At 77.4% G+C, this 24,040-nt stretch carries 9 protein-coding genes and 2 pseudogenes; 5 read left to right on the top strand and 6 right to left on the bottom strand.

The features are described from left to right. Both ABD223_RS40430 and ABD223_RS40425 read right to left on the bottom strand, forming a co-directional pair. Positions 1 to 4,302: pseudogene (locus tag ABD223_RS40430) on the bottom strand (SDR family NAD(P)-dependent oxidoreductase); the annotation flags it as partial. A gap of 28 nt (positions 4,303 to 4,330) precedes the next feature. Continuing rightward, positions 4,331 to 9,388, bottom strand: a complete 5,058-nt coding sequence (locus tag ABD223_RS40425) for a type I polyketide synthase (RefSeq protein ID WP_417750551.1) — start codon at positions 9,386 to 9,388, stop codon at positions 4,331 to 4,333. A gap of 172 nt (positions 9,389 to 9,560) precedes the next feature. Between ABD223_RS40425 and ABD223_RS40420 the strand changes: the two genes are divergently transcribed. From ABD223_RS40420 to ABD223_RS40400, 5 genes are all read left to right on the top strand, one after another. Then, positions 9,561 to 10,424: a 3-hydroxyacyl-CoA dehydrogenase family protein gene (locus ABD223_RS40420; protein WP_344043076.1), complete on the top strand. Its 864-nt coding sequence runs from the start codon at positions 9,561 to 9,563 to the stop codon at positions 10,422 to 10,424. A 13-nt stretch (positions 10,425 to 10,437) separates the two neighbouring features. Then, the gene (locus ABD223_RS40415; protein WP_344043074.1) at positions 10,438 to 10,734 is read left to right on the top strand and encodes an acyl carrier protein; all 297 of its coding nucleotides are present in this window, start codon (positions 10,438 to 10,440) and stop codon (positions 10,732 to 10,734) included. Next, the gene (locus tag ABD223_RS40410; RefSeq protein ID WP_344043072.1) at positions 10,727 to 11,836 is read left to right on the top strand and encodes an acyl-CoA dehydrogenase family protein; all 1,110 of its coding nucleotides are present in this window, start codon (positions 10,727 to 10,729) and stop codon (positions 11,834 to 11,836) included. The genes ABD223_RS40415 and ABD223_RS40410 overlap by 8 nt, the downstream gene beginning before the upstream one ends. Positions 11,837 to 11,908: 72 nt before the next feature. Continuing rightward, positions 11,909 to 13,000: an HAD-IIIC family phosphatase gene (locus ABD223_RS40405; RefSeq protein ID WP_344043070.1), complete on the top strand. Its 1,092-nt coding sequence runs from the start codon at positions 11,909 to 11,911 to the stop codon at positions 12,998 to 13,000. Then, complete coding sequence (locus tag ABD223_RS40400; RefSeq protein ID WP_344043068.1) at positions 12,997 to 14,349, top strand: cytochrome P450; 1,353 nt, start codon at positions 12,997 to 12,999, stop codon at positions 14,347 to 14,349. Before ABD223_RS40405 ends, ABD223_RS40400 begins: the two co-directional genes overlap by 4 nt. Here ABD223_RS40400 and ABD223_RS40395 read toward each other — a convergent pair. From ABD223_RS40395 to ABD223_RS40380, 4 genes and pseudogenes are all read right to left on the bottom strand, one after another. Then, positions 14,327 to 14,983 (bottom strand): O-methyltransferase, encoded by a 657-nt coding sequence (locus ABD223_RS40395; protein ID WP_344043066.1) that lies wholly within the window; start codon positions 14,981 to 14,983, stop codon positions 14,327 to 14,329. The genes ABD223_RS40400 and ABD223_RS40395 overlap by 23 nt on opposite strands. Further along, a complete protein-coding gene (locus ABD223_RS40390) occupies positions 14,967 to 17,909 on the bottom strand; it encodes an AAA family ATPase (RefSeq protein WP_344043064.1) in 2,943 nt (980 codons plus the stop codon). The genes ABD223_RS40395 and ABD223_RS40390 overlap by 17 nt, the downstream gene beginning before the upstream one ends. A gap of 122 nt (positions 17,910 to 18,031) precedes the next feature. After that, positions 18,032 to 18,850 (bottom strand): SAM-dependent methyltransferase, encoded by an 819-nt coding sequence (locus tag ABD223_RS40385; protein WP_344043062.1) that lies wholly within the window; start codon positions 18,848 to 18,850, stop codon positions 18,032 to 18,034. A 44-nt stretch (positions 18,851 to 18,894) separates the two neighbouring features. Further along, positions 18,895 to 24,036 (bottom strand): annotated as a pseudogene (locus tag ABD223_RS40380) (type I polyketide synthase); the annotation flags it as partial. Positions 24,037 to 24,040 lie beyond the last annotated feature (4 nt).

The following is a 24,040-nucleotide window of genomic DNA, read 5'->3' as shown; positions in this document are numbered from 1 at the left end:
CCCGGTGGCGCGGGCGAGCCGGTTGCGCAGGCCGACCGCGCCGAGCGAGTCGAAGCCGAACTCGCGCAGCGGCCGGTTCGCGTCGACCTCCTCCGGGGAGGCGTACCCCAGTTCGGCGGCCACCTCCACCCGGACCACCTCCACCAGCGCCGCCGACCGCTCCCCGGCCGGCAACCCGGCCAGGGGGACGCGGGCGGGCGCCTCGACGGGAGCCTGCCGGGGCGCCAGTTCCCCGATCAGGGGTCGTGGCCGGGCGGCGGTGTAGCCCTCGGCGAAGCGCGCCCAGTCGACGTCGGCGACCGTCGTGCAGGGCTCACCGCCGTCCACGGCCGCGCGCAGCGCGCTCAGGGCGACCTCGGGGTCCATCGGGCGCAGTCCGACGCGGCGGTGGTGCTCCTCGCCCGCCACCGCGCCCATGCCGGCCCCGGCCCACACGCCCCAGGCGATCGAGGTGGCGGGCAGGCCGCGGGCGTGCCGGTCGTGGGCGACCGCGTCGAGCGCCGCGTTGGCGGCGCAGTACCCGGCCTGCCCGCCGCTGCCCCACACCCCGGCCGCCGAGGAGAACAGCACGAAGGCGTCCAGGTCGTCGCCCGCGGTCAGCTCGTCGAGCACGACCGCGCCCGCGGCCTTGCCCCGCAGGAGGTCGGCGAGGTCGCCGGGGTCCGTCCGGGCGACCGGCGTGCCCGACTGCGCGACGCCGGCCGCGTGCACGACCGCGCGCACCGGGCGGCCCGCGGCCCGCAAGCCGGCGAGCAGCGCCGCCATGCCCTCCCGGTCGGCGGCGTCGCCCGCCACCACGTCGACCCGCGCGCCGAGCGCGGCGAGGTCCGCGCGCAGCGCCGCCGCGCCCGGTGCTCCCGGACCGCGCCGGCTCACCAGCACCAGGTGCTCCGCGCCGTCCTCCGCCAGCCACCGGGCGACGTGCCCGGCGAGCCCGCCGGTGCCGCCGGTGACGAGCGCGGTGCCGCGCGGACGCCACGGCGCCCGCCCGCCGGGGGGTGCGGCGCGGACGAGGCGGCGGGCGGACGGCGCGCCGGCCCGGATCACCACCTGGTCCTCGCCCGCGTCCAGCGCCAGCACCGCGGCCAGCGCCGCCAGGTCGTCGTCGCCCGGCGCGCCGGGCAGGTCGACCAGGCCGCCCCACCGGTCGGGGTGCTCCAGCCCGACCACGCGGGCCAGGCCGGCCACGGCCGCGCCCACCACGTCGGTCGCGGCCTCGCCGCGGGTCGAGGCGGCGGCCGAGGTCACCACCCACAGCGGCACGGCCCGGTCGTGGTCCACCAGCGCCCTGGCGAGCGCGAGCGTGGCGGTCACGCCGGTGGGCGCTCCGGCCAGGTCGCCGCCCGCGCGGCTCAGGAGGCTGACGACGCCGGTGACGCCCTCGGGCACCTCGGGCGCGCCCGTGCCGGCCACCGGCAGCACCAGCACGTCCGCGCCGCGGCCGGCCAGGGCCTTGGCCACCTCGTCGCACGGGTCGCCCTCGGGCACGGCGAGCAGCCACGTCCCGGTCAGCGGCGGCGCGTCCGCGACGGACATCGCGGCCCACCGCACGCCGAGGAACCAGTCGTCCGCGGCGCGCCCGGCGGGCGGGCCGTAGCCGAGCACGGAGTTCAGCCAGTACCGCCTGCGCTGGAAGGCGTAGGTGGGCAGGTCGACGGCGCCCGCGGCGCCCGGCGCCAGGGCCGACCGGTCCACCGGCCCGCCGTGCGCGACCAGGTCGGCCAGGGCCCGGGTGAACGCCTCCCGCTCGTCGCGGTCGTGCTGCTGCGAGGCGACGAAGGCGCCACGACCCGGCGCCGCCGCGCACTCCTGCGCCATCGGGGCGAGCACCGCGCCGGGTCCCACCTCCAGGTAGGTCGTCACCCCCGCCGCGTCCAGCGCGCGGACCGCGTCGGCGAACCGGACCGCGCGGCGCGCGTTGTCCAGCCAGTGACCCGGCCCGGACAGCTCGCCGGGCGAGGCGAGGCGACCGGTGGTGGCCGAGACCAGCGGGATCGAGGGCGGCCGGAAGGACAACCCGGACAGCACCTCGCCGAGCCCGTCGAGCACGGGCTCCACCAGAGCCGAGTGGAAGGCGTGCGAGACGCGCAGCCGGGAGGTCTTGCGGCCCAGCGCGGTGAACGCGGCCTCGGCCGCCGCGACGGCGCCCGCCGCGCCCGACACCACGACGGAGGCGGGGCCGTTGACCGCCGCGACGTCCACCGGCCGGTCCAGCCCGGCCAGGACGGTGCGCACCTCGTGCTCGGGCGCGCGCACGGACGTCATCGCCCCGCCCGCCGGCAGGTCCTGCATCAACGCGCCGCGCGCGGCGACCAGCGCGACGGCGTCCCGCGCGGAGAGCACCCCGGCCACGTGCGCGGCGGTGACCTCGCCCAGGGAGTGGCCCGCCACGAAGTCCGGGACCAGGCCGAAGGACTCCCACAGCCGGTGGAGGGCGACCTCGAACGCGAACAGGGCGGGCTGGGCGAAGCCGGTCAGGTCGAGCAGCGCGGCCGACGGGCTGCCCGGTTCGGCGGACAGCACCTCCGCCAGCGGCACGGGCAGCAGCCCGTCGAACCCCGCGCACAGCTCGTCGAACGCCTCGGCGAACACCGGGAACGCGGCCCTCAGGCCAGACCCCATGCCCGGCCGCTGCGCGCCCTGCCCGGTGAACAGCACCGCCGTCCGGCCTCGCCGGACCTCCCCGGTGACCACGCCGGGCGAGTCCAGTCCCCGCGCGAGGGAGTCCAGGCCCGCCAGCAGGTCCTCCCGCCCGCCGCCGAGGACCACGGCCCGGTGGTCGAACGCGGCGCGCCCGGTGGCCAGCGCCCCGGCCACCGCCGCGACGTCCAGCCCGGGGCGCTCGACGACGTGCGCGCGCAGCGCCTCCGCCTGTGCCCGCAGCGCCGCGGCGCCCTTGGCCGACAGCGACCACAGCAGCCGCTCCGGGGCCGGGCCGGCGGGCCGGCCCTCGGGCGGCGGCGCCTGTTCCAGGACGACGTGCGCGTTGGTGCCGCTGATGCCGAACGACGACACCGCGATCCGGCGCGGGCGGCCGGTCTCCGGCCACGCCGTCGACTCGTGCAGCAGCGCGACGCCGCCACCCGACCAGTCCACGTGGGACGTGGGCCGCTCGGCGTGCAGGGTCCGCGGCAGCGTGCCCTCCCGCAGCGCCAGCACCGCCTTGATCACCCCGGCCACGCCCGCCGCGGCCTGGGTGTGGCCGATGTTGGACTTCAGCGACCCCAGGAGCAGCGGCCGGTCGCGGCGGGCCGCCCCGTAGGTGGCCAGCAGCGCCTCCGCCTCGATGGGGTCGCCCAGCGCGGTGCCGGTGCCGTGCGCCTCGACGGCGTCGACGTCGGCGGGACCGAGCCCGGCGTCGGCCAGCGCCTGCCGGATGACCGCGCGCTGGGCGAGGCCGTTGGGCGCCGACACGCCGTTGGAGCGGCCGTCCTGGTTGGTCGCGCTGCCCCGCACCACGGCCAGCACCGGGTGCCCGAGCCGCCGGGCGTCGGACAGCCGTTCCAGCAGCACCAGCCCCGCGCCCTCGCTCCAGCCGGTGCCGTCGGCGGTCTCGGCGAACGCCTTGCAGCGGCCGTCCGGGGCGAGGCCGCCCTGCCGGGAGAACTCGACGAACGCGGCCGGGGTCGCCATCACGGTGACCCCGCCGACCAGCGCCAGGTCGCACTCGCCGGCGCGCAGCGACCTCGTGGCCTGGTGCAGCGCCACCAGGGAGGACGAGCAGGCCGTGTCGACGGTGACCGCCGAGCCCGTCAGCCCCAGGGCGTAGGAGACGCGGCCGGACACCAGCGCCATCGAGCTGCCGGTCACGGCGTAGCCCGCGGTCTCCTCGCCGCCGTGCACGATGCCCGCCGTGTAGCCGGTGGCGGTGGCGCCGACCAGCACGTCGGTGCGGCTGCCGCCCAGGGCCGTCGGGTCGATGCCCGCGCGCTCGAACGCCTCCCACGCCAGCTCCAGCACCAGGCGCTGCTGGGGGTCCATGGCCAGGGCCTCGCGCGGTGGGACGCCGAAGAACTCCGCGTCGAAATCGCCCGCGTCGTGCAGGAACCCGCCCTCGGTGGCGCCGCAGCCGGTCAGCCGCCAGCCGCGGTCGACCGGGAACGGGGTGATGGCGTCCACCCCGTCGTCGACCAGCCGCCACAGCTGCTCCGGGGTGGCGACCCCGCCGGGGAACCGGCAGGCCGCGCTCACCACGGCCACCGGTTCGGCGGCGCGCCGCTCCAGCTCGACCAGGCGCTGCCTGGTGCGGGCCAGTTCGGCGGCGGTCTCCTTCAGGAAGTGCCGCAGCTTGTCCTCGTTCGACACGTGCTTCCCCCTCCGCGGGCGGCGCTCAGGAGATCCCGAACTCCTGGCTCAGGTAGCTGAACACCTCGTCGTCGGCGGCCTCGGCCAGCGACGGGATCGCGTTCGCGCCCGCCCGCCCGGTCGCCTGCCAGCGCGCCAGCAGGTCGGTCAGCCGGGCGGTGACCCGGGCGTGCTCGGCCTCGTCGACCGCCGCGCCCGCCAGGGCGCCCGCCAACCCGTCCAGCCGGTCGGTCACGGACGGCTCGTCCTCCGCGCGCGGCAGCAGCTCGGCGCGCAGGTGGCGGGCGAGCAGCTGCGGCGTCGGGTGGTCGTAGACCAGCGTGGTGGGCAGGCGCAGCCCGGTGGCGGCGTTGAGCCGGTTGCGCAGCTCGACGGTCATCAGCGAGTCGAACCCGAGCTCGCGGAAGGTCCGGTCGGTGACCACGCCACCGGCGTCGGCGTGGCGCAGCACCCCGGCCGCCCGCTCGCGGACCAGGTCGAGCAGCGCCTGCTCCTGCCGCGCCGCGGGCTGCCCGGCCAGGTGCGCGCGCAGCTCCGCCGCGCCGTCCTCGACCGGCTGCTCCGCGCCGTCGGCGGGCGCAAGTTCGGCGAACAGCCGGGTCGGCCGGGCCGCGGTGAACGCGGGCACGAACAGCGGCCAGTCCACATCGGCCACGATCGGGTCGGGCCCGCCCTGCCCGACCACCCGGTGCAGGGCGGCCAGCGCCGACCCGGGCGGCATGGCGCGCACCCCGTGCCTGGCCAGCTCCTCCCGCACGCCGTCGGCCATCCCGGCCTCGCCCCACCCGCCCCAGGCGATCGACGTGGCGGGCAGGCCGCGCGCCACCCGGTCCCGGGCCAGGGCGTCGAGGTGGGCGTTCGCCGCGCCGTAGGCGCCGTGGCCCGCGCTGCCCCACACCCCGGAGATCGAGGCGAACAGCACGAAGGCGTCCAGCTGGGTGTCGCCCAGCAGCGCGTCCAGGTGGTCCGCGCCCGCCACCTTGCCCGACAGGACCTCGGCGAACCCGGCCGTGGAGCTGTCCGCGACGGGGGCGAGCCTGCCGACGCCGGCCGCGTGCACCACGGCCCGCAGCGGCTGCTCCTCGGGGATCCGGGCCAGCACGGCGGCCAGCGCGTCCCGGTCGGCCACGTCGCACGCCTCGACGGTGACCCGCGCGCCCAGCGCGGTGAGGTCCGCGACCAGGTCCTGCGCGCCGGCCACGTCGGAGCCGGTGCGGCTGACCAGCACCAGGTGCTCGGCGCCGCGTTCCGCCGCCCACCGGGCGACCTGGCCGCCCAGCGCCCCGGTGCCGCCGGTGACCAGCACGGTGCCGCTCGGTCGCCACGGCGAGCCCGCGCGCGGCGGCGGCGAGGCGGTCACCCGGCGGACCAGCGGGCCGGGGGCGCGGAGGGCGACCTGGTCCTCGTCCGACCCGGACAGCGCCGCCGGCAGCCACTCCAGCGCGGCGGGGTCGTCGTCGCGCGGCAGGTCGACCAGACCGCCCCAGAGGTGGGGGTGCTCCAGTGCGACCGCGCGGCCCAGGCCCCAGATCTGGGCCTGCACCGGGCTTGTCGGGCCGGCCGGGTTGGCGGGGCCGGCGGGACTTGCCGGGCTCGCTGTGCTGGAGGGGCTTGCGGGGCTCGTCGGACCCACCGGGCCGGCCGGCTCGGTGACCGCGCCCCGGGTGACGCACCACAGCCGCGCCGCCAGGTCGGTTTCGGCCAGGGCCCGCACCGCGGCCGCGGTCAGCGCGAGCCCGGTGGGCACGGCGGGGTGCCCGGGGTGCGGCCGTTCGTCCGCGGCGAGCAGGGACAGCACGCCGACCGCCGTGGGCGCGTCGCGCAGCGCGGCGCGCAGGTGCCCGGCGACCCGCCCGTCCTCGGCGTCGCCCGCGGTCAGCGGCACCGGTCGGACGTGGGCGCCGGACCCGCGCAGCCGGTCGACGACCGCGCGGACGTGCCCGTCGTGCTCGTGGTCGGCCGGGACGAGGACCAGCCAGGTGCCCAGCAGGGCGGTCGGGGTCGCGTCCCGCAGCGGGCGCCACACCACCCGGTGCACCCAGGAGTCCACTGTGGATTCATCACGGTTCCGGTCGCGCCAGGACGCGAGCGCGGGCAGCAGCTCGCGCAGCGGGGTGTCGCCGTCCACGCCGAGCATCCCGGTCACCGCGGGCAGGTCGCCGCGCCCCACCGGCTCCCAGAACGCGCCGTCCTCGGCCGCCGCGCGCTCGTGCGGCGGCGCGTCCAGCCAGAACCGCTGCCGCTGGAACGGGTAGGTCGGCAGGTCCGCGGCGCGCCCGCCGGGCAGGGCGGGCCGCCAGTCCACCTCCGCGCCGCGCACCCACGCCTCGGCGAGCGCGGACCGGAACCGGTCGAGGTCGTCGCCGCGGCGCAGGGTGCCGATCACGGCGGCGTCGCGACCGGAGGCGTCGATGGCGTCCTGGACGCCCAGCGTCAGCACCGGTTGCGGGCTGACCTCGACGAACAGGCCGTGCCCCGCCCCCAGCAGCGCGGCCACGGCGGTGTCGAGCGCCACCGGCTCGCGCAGGTTGCGGTACCAGTAGTCGGGGTCGAGCCCCGCGGTGTCGACCGGGCCGCCGGTGACCGTGGAGCAGAACGGCACGCGCGCGGCCCGCGGTCGGATGCCCGCCAGCCCGGCGAGCACCTCGTCCCGGATCGCGTCCACGTGGCCGGAGTGCGCGGCGAAGTCCACGCCCGGCACGCGCCAGCGCAGCACGCCGCCGCGGGCCAGCTCGCGTTCGAGCTCGACGAGGGCGTCCTCGTCGCCGGAGACGGTGATCGAGGCCGGTCCGTTCACCGCGGCCACCCACAGCCGCCCCGGCCACCGCGACACCAGCTCGGCGACCTGGGCGGGCGGCGAGACCACGGACAGCATCGCGCCGCGCCCGCGCAGCCCGCGCAACGCCCTGGCGCGCACCACGACCACCCGCGCCGCGTCCTCCAGCGCCAGCGCGCCCGCCACGCACGCCGCGGCGACCTCGCCCTGCGAGTGCCCCACCACGGCCGCCGGGACGACCCCGTGCGACCGCCACAGCTCCGCCAGCGACACCATGATCGAGAACAGCACGGGCTGGAGGACGTCCACCCGGTCCAGGCCCGGCGCGCCGGCCGCGCCGCGCACCACGTCCAGCAGCGACCAGTCCACGTGCCGCTCCACGGCCTCCGCGCACTCGGCCATCCGCCGGGCGAACACGGGGGAGTCGGCCAGCAGGTCGCGGCACATCCCCGCCCACTCCGTGCCCTGGCCGGAGAACAGCAGCACCGGCCGGGACCGCCGCGCGGCGCGGCCCGACACCAGGCCCGGTCCGGCGTCGTGCCCGTCGGCGAGCGCGGCCAGCCCGGTCAGCAGCTCCTGCCGGTCCCGGCCGAACACGACGGCGCGGTGCTCCAGCACCGCCCGGCCGGCGGCGAGCGACCAGCCGACGTCGACCGGGTGCGGATCGGTGTCGAGGACGTGCGCGCGCAGCCGCTCGGCCGCGGCGCGCAGGGCCGGCCCGCTGTGCGCGGACAGCACCCACGGTCCGGCGGCGCCTCGCGGCCCGGCGGGCTCGGCGGGTGTGGCAGCTGTGGTGGACGTGGCGGGCTCGGCAGGTGTGGCGATCCCCTCGGGTGTGGCGGTCGCCGAGGGCTCGGTGGCACCGGCGGCGGGTTCGGCGGGGAACTCCTCCAGGACGACGTGCGCGTTGGTGCCGCTCACGCCGAACGACGACACGCCCGCCCGCCGGAGCCGCCCCTCCGCGCGCGGCCACGGCCGTTGCTCGTCCAGCAGCCGCACCGCGCCCGTCGACCAGTCCACCTGGTCGCTCGGCCGGTCCACGTGCAGGGTGCGGGGGAGCACGCCGTGGTGCAGGGCGGTGATCATCTTGATCACTCCGGCGACGCCGGCGGCTGCTTGGGTGTGTCCGATGTTGGATTTGAGGGAGCCGAGCCAGAGTGGTCGGTCTGAGGGTCGGTCGCGGCCGTAGGTGGCGAGTAGTGCTTCGGCTTCGACGGGGTCGCCGAGTCGGGTGCCGGTGCCGTGCCCCTCCACCGCGTCCACCTCGGCGGCGGTCAGCCCGGCCGCGTCCAGGGCCTCGGCGATCACCTGCCGCTGCGCGGCCGCGTTGGGCGCGGTGAGCCCGTTGGACGCGCCGTCGGAGTTGACCGCGGACCCGCGCAGCACCGCCAGCACCCGTCGCCCGTCGCGCACCGCGTCGGACAGCCGCTGCACCAGCAGCAACCCGACGCCCTCGCCCCACCCGGTGCCGTCCGCCGCCGCGGCGAAGGACTTGCACCGGCCGTCCGGCGCCAGCCCGCGCTGCCCGGCGAACCCGATGAACGTGGCGGGCGTCGCCATCACCGAGACCCCGCCCGCCACGGCCAGGTCGCACTCCCCGGCCCGCAGCGACCGCGCCGCCAGGTGCAGCGCCACCAGCGAGGAGGAGCAGGCGGTGTCCACGGTGACCGCCGGGCCGCGCAGGCCGAAGGTGTAGGCCACGCGCCCGGACGCCACGCTGCCGGACGTGCCGGTGATCAGGTGGCCCTCCAGCCCCGGCGGCAGGTCGACCACCGTGCGGGCGTAGTCCGAGCCGCTGACGCCCGCGAACACGCCGGTGCGGCTGTCCCGCAACGAGGTCGGGTCCACCCCGGCGTGCTCGAACAGCTCCCACGCCAGCTCCAGCAGCAGCCGGTGCTGCGGGTCCATCGCCTGCGCCTCGCGCGGCGCGATGCCGAACAGTTCGGCGTCGAACTCCGCCGCCCCGGCCAGGAAAGCGCCCTCGCGCACGTAGGTCCGGCCGGGCGTGCCGGGCTCGGGGTGGTACAGGTCGGCGGGCCAGCCGCGGTCGTCGGGGAAACCGGCCACGGCGTCGCGGCCCTCGGCCACCAGCCGCCACAGCCGCTCGGGCGAGTCGACGCCGCCGGGGAAGCGGCAGCTCATCCCGACGACGGCGATCGGTTCGCGAGCCCGGTCCTCGACCTCGCGCAGGCGCTCGGTGGTCCGCCCCAGCTCGGCGGTGACCCGCTTGAGGTACTCCAGGACCCTGTCGTCGTCAGCCATCGGCGCCCTTCCGCTCGACCCGGTGGCCAGGTCTACCAAGGACACGACGGCGGGATCTTCAGCAATTCGACCTAACCACCGGGAAAACGCGGCGGTGGGGAGCCGGAACCGCGCCCGGGGCAACGCTAAGTCAACTTACTGATGCCCGCCCCCGCGTCGGCGTCCTACCGTTCTGCGGTGTTCGGCAGCGTTGGCACGACGACGGAGGCGCGCACCGGTGACGACTCGTTCGGGCAAGCACCTCGCAGTGCTGGGGGCCGGGGTGATGGGCGTCGGCATCACCACCACCGCGCTCGCGCACGGCCTGCCGGTCGTGCTGGTGGACGTCGACCGGGCCGCGCTGGACCGCGCCCGGACCGAGGTGGCGCACCAGTTGCGGCACGCCGCGCTCATGGGCGCGGCGCCGGCCGACCGCGCGCCCGGCGAGGTGGTGACCACCACGTCGGTGCGCGACGCGGCGGGCGCGGTGGCCGTCGTGGAGGCGGTCACCGAGCGGCTGGACGCCAAGGTCGGGGCGCTGGGCGCGGTGGCCGACGTGGTCGACCCCGGCACGCCCCTGATCACCAACACCTCCGGCATCCCGGTCGACGTGCTGGCCGACGCCGTGCCCCGGCCGGGCGAGCTGGTGGGCGCGCACTTCATGAACCCCGCCTACCTGATCGACCTGGTCGAGGTCGTCCGCGGTCCCCGGACCGCCGACGACGCGGTGGCGCGGCTGGAAGCCCTGCTCGGCTCGCTGGGCCGGCGCGCGGTCGTGGTGCGCGACTCGCCGGGCTTCGTCACCAGCAGGCTGCTGCACCCGCTGCTCAACGACGCCGCCCGGCTCGTCGGCGAGGGCGTGGCCACCGCCGAGCAGGTCGACGACCTGATGCGGGGCTGCCTGGGGCACCGCACCGGCCCGCTGCGCACCGCCGACCTGATCGGCCTGGACAACCTGGTCGACTCGCTGGCCGCGCTGCACGAGCGGACCGGCGTGGAGTCCTACCGCCCCGGTGAGGCGCTGCTGGAGAAGGTGCGCCAGGGGCACCTGGGCCGCAAGTCCGGCCGGGGGTTCTACGACTACGGGGAGAGCAGGTCATGAGGGAGGCACACCGGTGAACGACGAGAGCCAAGCCGTGGTGGTGGCGGACCAGCCCGCGACCGCCGAACCGGTCGAGCAGGCGCTGCTGGAGTTCCTGCGGACCCGGCTCAAGACCGAGGTCGACCCCGCCCAGGACCTGTTCGGCTCCGGCCTGGTCAGCTCCCTGTTCGCGATGGAGCTGGTGGTGCACCTGGAGCAGTCCTTCGGCATCGCCGTCGTGGGGCGCGACCTGAGGCTGGACAACTTCCGCAGCGTGCGCTCGATGTCCGCTCTGGTGCACCGGTTGCAGGACGTGGCGGGCGGTGGCTGACCGGCTCGCCGCCGCGGCGGCGCTGGTCGAGGACCTGGTCGGCGAGCGGGCCGACGGGTGGGACCTGGCGGGCGAGCTGCCCGAACCGGTGCTGCGCGAGCTGGGCGCCGCGGGCGTGCTGTGCGGGCAGGTCGGGCCGGAGCACGGCGGGCTCGGGCTGAGCAGCCTGGACGGCGGCGAGCTGACCGCGCGCGCCGGCAGCCTGTGCAGCTCGGTCCGCAGCGTCATGACCTCCCACGGCATGGCCGCCTGGGCGGTGCGGCGGCTGGGCGACCGGGACCAGCAGCGCGCCCTCCTGCCGCTGCTCACCTCCGGCCGGCTGGCCGCGGTCGCGTTCAGCGAGCCCGACGCGGGCAGCGACCTGTCCGCGATCGGCGCGCGCGTCGAGCGCGCCGGCGACGAGGTCGTGCTGACCGGCGAGAAGGTGTGGGTCACCGCCGCGCACTACGCCGACCTGATCCTGGTGGTCGCCCGGGACGGCGACGACGCGGCCGTGGTCGTGGTGCCCCGCTCGGCGCCCGGCGTCCACGTGGAGCGCGTGCCGAACCCGGTGGGCTGCCGGGCCGCGGGCCACGCCGGGGTGCGGTTGGACGCGGTGCGGGTGCCCGCCGACGCGGTGCTGGGCGGCGGGGGGCAGCCGCTGCCGCTGGTCGTCACCACGGCCCTGTCCTACGGGCGGATGTCGGTGGCGTGGGGCTGCGCGGGCATCCTGCGGGCCTGCCTGCGCGCGGCGACCGCGCACGTCGCCGAGCGGCGCCAGTTCGGCCGGCCGCTGATCGACCACCAGCTCGTCGCCCGGCGGGTGGCCGAGCTGTACGTCGCCGAGCAGGTGGCGACCAGGGCGTGCGAGCACGCCTCCCGGCGGTGGGACGCGGGCGCGCCGGACGTGGTCACCGCCGCCGTGCTGGCCAAGCACGTCGGCGCGGGCCAGGCCGCCGCGGGCGCGGCGTCGGCGGTGCAGCTGCTGGCGTCGCGGGGGTCGCAGGACGGCACGGTGGTGGCGCGGGCGTACCGCGACGCCAAGCTCATGGAGATCATCGAGGGCACCACCGAGGTCTGCCAGGTGCTGCTCGCCCAGCACGCGATGACCAGCGCGCGGTGACGAGCACGCGGTGACGCGGGCGCGATGACGAAAGCGCGATGACGGCGTGAAGACCAAGGCGCGGGAGGACTCATGGCCGACGGCCCGGCACCGGTGAAGTGCCTCGTGTGGGACCTGGACAACACGCTGTGGCGGGGCACCCTGCTGGAGGACGGCGAGGTGGTGCTGCCCGACGAGGTCCGCGCGGTGATCACCGCGCTGGACGAGCGCGGCATCCTCCAGTCGGTGGCCAGCCGCAACGACCACGACCTGGCCTGGCGGCAGCTGGAGCGGCTCGGCCTCGCGGAGTACTTCGTGCTGCCCGCGATCGGCTGGGGCGCCAAGTCGGAGTCGGTGCGGGCGATCGCCGACGGGCTCGGGTTCGCCCACACCGCGATCGCGTTCGTCGACGACCAGCCCGCCGAGCGCGCCGAGGTGGCCTTCCACCTGCCCGAGGTCCGCTGCTACACCCACGACCAGGTGCCCACCCTGCCGGACCTGCCCGAGTTCACCCCGGCGTCGGTCACCGCGGACTCGCGCCGCCGCAGGCAGATGTACCAGGCGAACTCCCGTCGCGCCGCGGCCCGGGAGCGGTTCTCGGGTCCGGACGGGGAGTTCCTGCGCTCGCTGGAGCTGGTGATGCGGATCGGCCGGGCCGACGAGGCCGAGCTGGCCCGCGTCGAGGAGCTGACCCTGCGCACCAGCCAGATGAACGCGACCGGCGTGCACTACCCGGACGCCGTGCTGCGCGACATGTGCGACGACCCGGCCCACGAGGTGCTGGTGGTGACGCTCGCCGACCGGTTCGGCCCGCACGGCGCGGTGGGCGTGGTGCTGCTGGCCCGCCACCCCGACGTGTGGCACCTCAAGCTGCTGGCCACCTCCTGCCGGGTGGTCTCCTTCGGCGCGGGCGCGGTCATCCTCAACTGGCTCGTCGACCAGGCCCACCGCGCGGGCGCGCACCTGGCCGCGGACTTCCGGCCCACCGGGCGCAACCGCATGATGGACGTCGCCTACCGGTTCGCGGGCTTGGACGACGAGCCCTGCGCGTGCCTGGCGGCGCCGGCAGAACCCGCCGAACCCGACGTCGTGCGGCTCCACGTGGAGCCGGGGCCCCGAGAGGCGCCCGACTACGTGCACCTGGTCGCCGAGGACCTCTCCGCGCCGCGGGTGGAGCAGTGGTGATCCCGCACCCGCCGCTGCGCCTGCCGTTGCTGGGCGACGTGCTGCGCGTGTCGGCCCGCACCCCCGTCCAGGACGCGGTGCGGCTGTCCCGGCGGCTCGGGCCGGTGTTCGAGCTCAAGGCCTTCGACCGGCGCTTCGCGTTCGTCTGCGGCGCGGAGCTGGTCGCCGAGCTGGCCGACGAGACCCGGTTCACCAAGCACGTGCCGCCGGGCGTCGAGGCGATGCGGGGGATGCTGGGCGACGGCCTGTTCACCGCGCACGAGCACGAGCCCGGTTGGCGGGTCGCCCACGACGTGCTCGTGCCCGCGTTCAGCCAGGGCGCGCTGCGCCGCTACCACGGCACCATGCTGGAGGTGGCCGGGCAGCTGCTGGACCGGTGGGACCGCGCCGGCGGACCGGTGGACGTGCCCGCCGACATGACCCGGCTGGCGCTGGAGACCATCGGCCGCACCGGGTTCGGCTACTCGTTCGGGTCGTTCTCCCGCCCCGAGGCGCACCCGTTCGTCACCGCGATGCTGCGCGGCCTGCGGTACTCCCAGCGCAGCACCACCCTGCCCGCCGCGGCGACCGCGCTGTTCGGCCGGCGCGCCCGCCGCCGGTACCTCGCCGACGCCGCGGCCATGCACCGGCTGGTCGACGAGGTGATCCGGTCGCGGACCGGTTCCGGCGACGACATGCTCGGGCTGATGCTGGAGTCGGGCCGGCTGGACGACGTCAACACCCGCCACCAGGTGATCACCTTCCTGATGGCCGGGCACGAGACCACCTCCAGCGGGCTGGCGTTCGCGCTGCACCACCTGTCCCGCGACCCCGCCGCGCTGGCCCGCGCCCGGTCCGAAGTGGACTCGGTGTGGCCCGCCGAGCCCGAGCCGCCCGCGTTCGAGCAGGTGGCCAGGCTGCGGTACGTGCGCCAGGTGCTGGACGAGGCGCTGCGGCTGAACCCGCCGGTGCCCGGCTTCGCCCGGCGGGCGCGGGCGGACACGGAGCTGGGCGGCCTGCCCGTCCGCGCCGGGCAGTGGTTCATGGTGCTGGTGCCGGCGCTGCACCGCGACCCGGTCTGGGGACCGGACGCGGAGTCGTTCGACCCCGACCGGTTCGCGCCCGCCGCGGTGCGCGCCCGCCCGGCGCACGTGTTCAAGCCGTTCGGCACGGGCGCGCGGGCGTGCATCGGGCGGCAGTTCGCCCTGCACGAGATGACCCTCGTCCTCGGCCTGCTGCTGCGCCGCTACGACCTCGCGCCGGACCCGGGCTACCGGCTGAGCGTCCGGGAGACCCTGACGCTCAGCCCGCGGGGCCTGACCCTGCGCCCCACCCGGCGCGACCCGGTCAGCGCTTCCGGGCCAGCGTGATCCCGTCGGCGAACGGCAGCATCACCAGGTCCACCCGCTGGTCGTCGCGCAGGGCGGCGTTGAGCTCCCGCACCGCCCTGGTGTCCGCGTCGCGCGCGCCCTCGTCGAGGACCCGGCCGAAGAAGACCGTGTTGTCCAGCACCAGCAGCCCGCCGGGCCGCAACAGCTCCAACGACTTCTCGTAGTACGCCACGTAATTGGCCTTGTCGGCGTCCACGAACACCAGGTCCACCGGGTCCGCCTCGGCGGCCAGCGCGGTCAGCGAGTCCACCGCGTCGCCGATGCGCACCTCGATCCGGTCGGCGACCCCGGCCCGCCGCCAGAACGGCTCGGCGATCATGGGCCACCTCGGGGAGAGGTCCAGCGTGACCACCCGGCCACCGGCCGGCAGCGCGCGGGCCAGGCACAGCGTGCTGTACCCGGTGAACGTGCCCACCTCCACCACCGTGCGCGCGCCGGTCAACGCGACGAGCACGGCCAGGAACTGCCCCTCCTCGGCCATCACCTGCATCGCCTCGCCCATCGGCAACCGGGCGGTCTCCTCGCGGAGCTCGCGCAGGAGCTCGTCCTCCCGCAGCGACACCGCCCGGACGTAGTCCAGCAACTCCGGCGAGAACTCAGTCTGCTGTGCCAACCCGGTCCACCTCCTCCAGAGCGTCGCGGAGCGCGGTCCGCGACGAGACGCCCAGCTTCGGGAACACCTTGTACAAGTGCGCGCCCACCGTCCGGTCGGACAGGTAGAGCTTGGCCGCGATCTGCTTGTTGGTCAGGCCGGACGCGGCCAGCCGCGCGACGGACTCCTCCTGCGCGGTCAACCGCGCCGGCCGGTCCGGGGCGTGATCCGGGGCGCGGTCCGGGGTCAGCCCGGTCGCCCGCAGGTCGTCGCGGACCCGAGCCGCCCACGGCCGCGCGCCCAGCCGCTCCAGCACCTCCAGCGCCGCGGCCAGCTCCCGCCGGGCCGGGCCGATGGCGCGGGTGCGGCGCAGCCACTGGCCGTAGGCCGACCTGATGCGGGCGTGCGCGAAGGGCCGGCGGTCCCGGCCGGGCAGCGCCAGCGCCGCGCGGAACAGCGCATCGGCCCGCTCGTCCGGCGCGGCCACCGCCGTCGCACCCGCGACGAGCAGCGCGGTGCCGGGTGAGACGCGGTCCAGCCCCGCCGCGCGCACCGCGGCCAGGTGCGCCCGCGCCTCCTCGGTCCGCCCCGTGCGCACGGCCGCCTCCACCAGGTCCAACACGAGTTCGGCGGCATCCGGGGTGAGCTGACAGGTGGTGCTGGGACTAATGGGGTTAGTAGGACCAGCAGGGCTCTTGGAGCTTGTGTGACTGCTGGGACTGGTTGGGTTGGCCGGGTCGGTGGAGCCGGTCGGGCCGATCCGGCACGCGTGCTCGTAGGCGCGGTCGTAGTCGCCCGCGCCGACCGCGGCCAGCGCCAGCGCCCTCCGCGCCAGCGCCAGCGCCTGCCCGACACCGCGCGGGGTCGCCCACCGCAGCACCCGGTCGGCCAGCTCCCGCGCCTCCTCGTCCCGGCCGCGCAGCGCGGCCAGCAGCGCGAGCCTGGCGCGGAACACCGCGCCGACCACGTTCAGGCCGGTCGACTCCGCGAACGCCAGCCCCCGGCGCGCCAGCACCTCCGCCTCGTCCCACAGCCCCGAGGCGGTGCAGTCCACCACCGCCAGCTCCAGCTCCCGATCGCTCACCGCGGCGGGGAAGCCACCGTCACCGGGTTCGGGCGCGACGGGGCGGCACAGCGCCCGGCGCAGCTCCGCCGCCGCGTCGGCGGCGATCGCGACCGGGGCCAGCGGCAGCAGCGGCGCACCACCCCGCTCGGCGGCGGGCGCGCCCAGCAGCTCCACCAGCCGCTCGCGCGCGGGCCTGCCGCGCGGCTCGTCGCGGCACAGCCCCGGTTGGGCGGACCGGGAGCCGCCGTGGCGGCTCAGCACGGCGTCGAACGACGCCCACAGCTCGGGCGTCGCCGCGGTGGAGCACACGTGCAGCAGCGCCTCCAGCAGCGTGTCGCGCACCGGCGGCGTGGTGCCCGGGTCGTCCAGCGCGCGCACCAGCCGGTCGTGCGCCACGTCGAGCTCGCCGTCGCGGAAGGCCAGGACGTAGGCGGCGACGGCCGCGGCGGCGAGGTCCGGCGGGTCGCCCGCGACGCGGTGCCGCACCAGGTCGGTCGCCCAGCCCACCCGGCCGCCCTGCCACGCCCAGTACGCGGCCTGCGCCCGGCGGCGCACCCGGTCGGCCGGGTCCTCGCTCAGCTCCGCGGCCCGCAGGCACGACACCGCCGCGGCGGTCAGCCGGCCGTTCGCCGCCGCCCGCCCGGCCGCGCCCTCCAGCTCGCCGGCCACGGCGTCGTCCGGTTCCGGGGTCGCCTCGCCCAGGTGCCGGGCACGGGCGTGGCCGGAGGTCGCGCCGGCCAGCGCGGCGTGCGCCCGGCGGCGCTGCTCCCCGGAGGCCAGGTGCACCACCGCCAGGCGGCACACCGGGTGGGCGAAGGTGACGCGGTTCGGGCCGAGCCGGACCAGACCCGCCCGCTCCGCGGGGGCCAGCGCGGTGCGCGCGGCCGTGCCCGAGGTCCCGGTCACGGCAGCGAGCGAGGCGTCCTCGTCCAGCGCGGCCAGCAGCAGCGCCCGGCGGGCCGACCCCGGCAGCTCCCGCACCGGCGACCCGAACCGCTCGGCCAGCCGCCTGCCCAGCGGCAGGAAAGCGGGCAGCGGCGCGGCGCCCGTGCGCTGCTCCTCGGCCAGCGCGGCCGGGAGTTCCAGCAGGGCCAGCGGGTTGCCGCGCGCCTCGTCCAGCACGCGCCGCCGCACGTGCGGCGCCAGGTCCGGGTGGTGGGCGGCCAGCAGCGCCCGTGCCGCGGGCCCGTCCAGCGGGGGCAGCTCACCGTCGTGCAGCCCGGCCTCGGCGAGCGGGGTCGGCTGGTCGGCGGCCGTGGCCGCCAGGAGCCGGTCGGGGCGGTCGCGCAGCCTGCGGGCGACGAAGGCCAGCACCTCCGCGCTCGACGGGTCGACCCACTGCGCGTCGTCCAGCACCACCAGGACGGGACCGGCGGAGGCGAGTTCGGCCAGCAGCGCCAGCAGGGCCGCCGAGACGGCCAGCCGGTCGGCGTGGTGGCAGTCCGCGAGCACGCGCCGCAGCACCTCGCGCCGCGGCGACGGCAGCCGCTCCACGTCCTGCCGGACCGGGTAGAGCAGTTGGTGCAGCCCGGAGAAGGCGAACCCGCGCTCGGCCCGCGCGCCGGTCGCCCACAGCACCCGGTGGCCCGCGACCCGAGCCCGTTCGGCCGCCGCGCGCAGGAGCGCCGTCTTGCCCGCTCCCGGACCGCCGCGCAGCAACAGGCCCGGACCGGTGGCGCCGGCGGTCAGGACCGAGTCGACGAGCGCCAGCTCCGCGGCCCTGCCGACCAGTTCTCGGCCAACCAGGTCCCGGCCGACCGGATTCCGGCCGACCGGATTCCGGCTGACCGGATTCCGGTTGGCCACGTCTCGGCCGGCCACGCCTTGGCCGACCAGGCTTCGGCTGATCAGGTCCCTGCCGGCCAGGTCCCTGCCGACCACGCCCTGACCGACCGGATCCGGTGAGGGGTCTGCCGCGTGGTTCGGAGGTGCGGCGGGTTCCGAGGAGGTCCGGCCCACCACGCGGTGCCTGCCCGCGCCGGGCGCACTCCACCTGTGCGCGCTCATCCCTGTTCGGCCACCACCAGCGCGTAGCCGACCGACCGCAGGTCGCTGAAGCGCCGCATCAGCTCCACCAGCTGGTCGAAGTGCCCGGCCGGGATCCGCCCGGCGAAGTCGGCGCGCACCTCGCGCATCCGCTCGGCCAGCTCCGCGAACGCCCGCAGCACGTGCGGCCCGATGTCGGTGAACTCGACCACCCGGAACCCCGCCCGCACCAGCTTGTCGGGCAGCCCGACCACGGGCCGGCACCGCGTCACCGCGCAGAAGTTGTCCAGCACCTCCTGCTCCTCGCCGACCGCCTCGGTGAGCTGGATGATGTCGGCCATCACCAGCCTGCCGCCGGGCAGCAGCACCGAGCCGACCTCCCGCAACGCCCGGTCCTGGTCCGGCATGTGCAGCACGGACTCGATCGCGATGGCGGCGTCGAACACCCGTGCGCCGAACGGCAGCGCCATCGCGTCGGCGTACCGGAACCGCGCCCGGTCCGCCAGCCCGGCCGCCTCGGCGCGCGCGGTGGCGGTGGCGACCTGCGACCGGCTGATCGAGATGCCGGTGACCGCCGCGCCGGTGGCGCCCGCCAGCCGCAGCGAGGTGGTGCCGGTGCCGCACCCCACGTCCAGCACCTGCGCGCCGGGCCGGGCGGCGACCCGCTCGACGACCATGTCGGTCAGCCGCGTCGCGGCCTCGGCCACGGGGGTGTCGTCCTGGTCGTCGTGCCAGTAGCCGACGTGGATGTTGCCGTCGAGCAACGTGGTGAACAGCTCGGTCACGACGTCGTACATCCGGCCCACGTCGGTGGGCACCGGGGCGAACGTTGCCATCGGGGTGGCCTGCCTTCCTCGCTCGTCGCGCACCTGGACCCCGCTCACGAGGTCAACCCGAACTTGCTGTCGATGAGCCGCAGGACCTCCTCGGCCGTGGCGTCCGCCAGGTGGGCGTCGTCGCCGGGCGCGTCCCGCTGCCGCAGGGACCGCAGCAGCCGCTGGAGCCGGGCCGCCACCTCCGCGCCGGCCTCGTCGCCGGGCGGGATGCCGGCCACCAGCTCCTCCACCCGGTCCAGGGCCGCGGGCAGCGGCGACGCGGGCGCCGGGGCCTCGCCCAGCCGCCCGTCCAGGTGCGAGGCCAGGTCCGCGGGGTTGGCGTGCTCGAACACCAGCGTCGCGGGCAGGCGCAGGCCGGTCGCCGCGGTGAGGCGGTTGCGGAACTCCACCGCCATCAGCGAGTCGAACCCCAGCTCGGCGAACGCCCGGCGCGACTCGACCGAGTCCGCCGCGGTGTGCCCGAGGACGGCGGCGGCGTGCCCGCGCACCACGTCCAGCAGCACCCGCCGCCGCTCGTCGGCGGGCAGGCCGACCAGCCGCCGCGCCACGTCACCGCCGTCGCTGCGCCCACGGGCGGGACGCGCGAACACCCCGCGCAGCAACGGCGGCACGTCCTCACCCGGCACGGGCTGGAACCGGGCGGGCACGAGCAGCGGCACGTCGGTGCCCAGGGCGGCGTCGAACAGCGCCAGGCCCTCGTCCGCGGACAGCGCGACCACGCCCGCGCGGGACGCCCGCACGCGGTCGGCCTCGCCCATCCCGCGCGCCATCCCGGACTCCTGCTCCCACAGCCCCCACGCCAGCGACTGGCCCGGCAACCCCGCCGCGCGCCGCCGCGCCGCCAGCGCGTCCAGGATCGCGTTGGCCGCCGCGTAAGCGCCCTGGCCGGGGCTGCCCAGCACGCCCGCGGCGGAGGAGAACAGCACGAAGAAGGCGAGGTCGGCGTCGCGGGTCAGCTCGTCGAGCACCAGCGCCGACCGGGCCTTGGCGCGCACCACCGCCTCGATCCGCTCGGGGGTCAGCGACTCGAAGACCCCGTCGTCGAGCACCCCGGCGGCGTGGACGACGCCGCCGACGCGCACGCCGGCCAGCACCGCGGCCACGGCGTCGCGGTCCGCCGCGTCCACCGCCACCGCCCTGGCGCCCGCGCCCAGCTCGGCCAGCAGGTCCGCCGCACCCGGCGCGTCCGGCCCGCGGCGGCTGAGCAGCAGCAGGTCCCGCACGCCGTGGTGCTCGACGAGGTGCCGGGCGACCAGGCCGCCGAGCGCGCCCGTGCCGCCGGTGATCACCACGGTCGAGCCGGGGTCGGGCCTCGGCGCGTCCCCGATCAGCTCCGCGGGCACGCGCGCCAGCCGGGGCGCGAACGCCGTGCCGCCGCGCACCACCACCTGCGGCTCGTCGGCCGGCACCCGAGGCGGCAGCCCGTCGTGCGAGCCGTCGGTGTCCACCAGGAGGAACCGGCCCGGGTGCTCGGCCTGCGCGGAGCGCACCAGCCCCCACGCGCCCGCCCCGTCGAGGTCGGGCTCGTCGACGCCGGGGCCGACCGCACCGCGGGTGACCACCGCGAGCCGCGTCGACTCGGGCACCTCCCGCACCGCCCGCAGCACGTCGGCCGCCGTCATGCCCCCGGCGTCCAGCACCCGGCGGGGTTCCCCGCCGTCGGACGGGACGACCGGCCGCCACTCGACGGTGAACAGCGACCGCCCCGCCGACGCCACCGCGGTGAGCCGGTCCGCCGCGACCGGCCGGACCGCCAGCGACCCCACCGAGACCGCGGGCGCGCCGGTCTCGTCCACGGCCACCACGGACAGCCGGTCCGGTCCCAGCCGCGACAGCCGCACCCGCACGACCGACGCGCCGGGCGACCCCACCGCGACGTCGGACCAGGCGAACGGCAGCCCGCCCCGGTCGTCGGCGGTGCGCAGGAGCGCCGCGGCGTGCAGCACCGAGTCCAGCAGCGCCGGGTGCACGGACCAGGAACCCGTCCCGTCCACCCGCACCTCGGCGAAGACGTCGTCGCCCGCCCGCCAGGCCGCGGTGAGGCCCTGGAACGCCGGCCCGTACTCGTAGCCCTGCGCGTGCAGCAGCTCGTAGGTCCCGGTGAGGTCGACCGCGTCCGCGCCGGGCGGCGGCCACCGGGTGGCGCCGAGGTCCGGCGCGGGCGGCCCGTCCGCCAGGGCCCCCGTCCCGTGGCAGGTCCACGTGGTCCCGTCCTCGGCACGCGAGTGGACGCGCACCGGCCGGTGCCCGGACCCGTCGGCCGGGTCGACGGTCACCTGGACCAGCACGTCGCCGCGCTCGGGCACGACCAGGGGCGCCTGGAGCGTCAGCTCGGCCAGCCCGCCGAGGCCGACCACGCGGCCGGCGGTGAGCGCCAGGTCGACGAACCCGCTGCCGGGGAACAGCACCACGCCGCCCACGGCGTGGTCGGCCAGCCACGGCTGGAGGCGTCGGGACAGCCGCCCGGCCACCACCACGCGGTCGGAGTCCGGCGACTCGACCGCGGTGCGCAGCACCTCGTGGTCCAGGTCGCCCGCGCCCCGGCCGGCGTCGCCGCGCAGGCCGATCCCGCCCGCCCAGTACCGCCGGCGCCGGAAGGCGTAGGTCGGCAGCTCCACCCGCCGACCGGCGCCCGCGAACCAGGAGGCCCAGTCCACCGGCACGCCCGCCACGTGCAGCCGCGCGAGCGCGGTCAGCACCGAGCGCGGTTCGGCGGTGTTCCGGCGCAGCGCGGGCACCCACCCGTCGACCAGGCCGGACAGCACGGCGTCGGGGCCGACCTCCAGGCAGGGGACGCCGCGGGCGGTCACGACCGCCGCGCAGTCGCCGAACCGGACGGTGCGGCGGATGTTGGCCACCCAGTGGTCGGGGGAGCGGATCTCCTCCGCGGACACGAGCGCGCCGGTCACCGCGGACAGCACGGGCACCGCCGGCGCGCGGAACTCCACCTCCCGCGCCACCGCGCGGAAGTCGTCGAGCGCGCCGTCGACGAGCGGCGAGTGGAAGGCGTGGCTCACCCGCAGCCGCGTCGTCCGGAACCCCTGCTCGCGCAGCCGCCGCGCGGCGGCGAGCACGGGACCCTCGACGCCGGAGAGCACGATCGCGTCGGGGCCGTTGACCGCCGCCACGGCGACGTCGTCGTCCAGCAGCGGCAGGACCGCGTCCTCGGTCGCCCGCACGGCCACCATCGCGCCACCCGGCGGCAGCGCCTGCATCAGGCGTCCCCGGGCGGTGACCAGCCGCGCCGCGTCGGCCTGCGACAGCACCCCGGCCACGTGCGCCGCGGCCAGCTCGCCCACCGAGTGCCCCAGCACCAGCCCCGGCCGCACGCCCCACGCCGCGAACTGCCGGGCCAGCGCCACCTCCAGGGCGAACAGGCCGCTCTGCGCGAACTCGGTCCGGTCCAGCAGTTCGGCGTCGTCGCCCCACAGCACCTCGCGCAGCGGGCGGTCGTGGTGCCGGTCCAGCTCGGCGACCACCTCGTCGAACGCCTCGGCGAACACCGGCAGGGCGGCGTGCAGCCCGCGCCCCATGCCCAGCCGCTGCGCGCCCTGGCCGGTGAACGCGAACGCGACCGGTCCGGGCTGCCCGGCGGCGCCCACCACCGCGTTCGGCGGGGTGTCGCCCGCGGCCAGCGCCGCCAGCCCGGCCACCAGCTCCGCCCGGTCCTCGCCGACGAGCGCGGCGCGGTGCTCCAGGGCCGCGCGGCCGGTCGCCAGCGAGCGGCCGACGTCCACCGGGTCCTGGCCACCGGCCACGTGGGACAGCAGGCGCCCGGCCTGCGCGGTCAGCGCCTCGGGGGTCGCGGCGGACAGCACCCAGGCGAGCAGCGGCGGACCGGCCTGCGGCCCGGTTTCGGCTTCCGCGACGGGCTCGGGCTCCTCCACGACCACGTGGGCGTTGGTGCCGCTGATGCCGAACGAGGACACCCCCGCGCGGCGCGGGTGGTCGCCGCGCGGCCACGGGCGGGCCTCGGTGAGCAGGCGGACCGCCCCGGACGCCCAGTCGACCTGAGGGCTGGGCCGATCCACGTGCAGGGTCGCGGGCAGCCGGCCGTGCCGCATGGCGAACACGACCTTGATCAGGCTCGCGATCCCGGCCGCGGCCTGGGTGTGCCCGATGTTGGACTTCAGCGACCCCAGCCACAGCGGCCGGTCGGCGGGGCGCTCCCGGCCGTAGGTGGCCACCAGCGCCTGGCCCTCCACGGAGTCGCCGAGGACGGTGCCGGTGCCGTGGCCCTCCACCACGTCGACGTCCCGCCCGGACAGCCCCGCGGCGGCCAGCGCCCGGCGGATCGCCTTCTGCTGCGCCGTGCCGCTGGGCGCGGTCAGCCCGTTGGACGCGCCGTCCTGGTTGACCGCGCTGCCGCGCACCACGGCCAGCACCCGGTGGCCGTTGCGGCGGGCGTCGGACAGCCTCTCCACCACCAGGACGCCCACGCCCTCGGCGAAACCGGTGCCGTCGGCGGCGGCGGCGAAGGACTTGCACCGCCCGTCCGGCGCCAGGCCGCGCTGCTTGCCGAACTCGATGAACACCTCCGGCGTCGACATCACCGCCACCCCGCCCACCAGCGCCAGCGACGTCTCCCCGGCGCGCAGCGCGTGCCCGGCCAGGTGCAGCGCCACCAGCGACGAGGAGCAGGCCGTGTCGACGGTGACCGCGGGCCCCTCCAGCCCGAGGGCGTAGGAGACGCGGCCGGAGATGATCGCGCCGGTGCCGGTGTTGGCGATGTGGTCGTGGTACATCGCGCCCGCGAACACGCCGGTGTCGCCGCCGCGCAGCGAGGTCGGGTCGATCCCGGCGGATTCCAGCGCTTCCCAGGACACTTCCAGCAGCAGTCGTTGCTGCGGGTCCATGGCGAGGGCTTCGCGCGGGGAGATGCCGAAGAAGCCCGCGTCGAAGTCGGCGGCGTCGTGGAGGAACCCGCCGCCGCGCGCGTAGGTGCGGTCGGGCAGGCCCGGTTCGGGGTGGTGGAGGTCGGCGGCCCAGCCGCGGTCCTCGGGGTAGGGCGTGATCGCGTCCCCGCCGTCGAGGACGAACCGCCACAGCTCCTCGGGGGTGCGCACGCCGCCGGGGTAGCGGCAGGCCATGCCCACGATCGCCAGCGGCTCGCGCGCCGCGGCGACGAGGCCCTCGCAGCGCGCCCGCAGCCGCTCGTTCTCCTTCACGGAGGTGCGGAGCGCTTGCAGG

It is taken from the genome of Saccharothrix xinjiangensis (assembly GCF_039527585.1).
Lineage (GTDB): Bacteria > Actinomycetota > Actinomycetes > Mycobacteriales > Pseudonocardiaceae > Actinosynnema > Actinosynnema xinjiangensis.
Note: the sequence above shows the minus strand (reverse complement) of the source record. Positions and strands in the feature narration are given on the sequence as shown.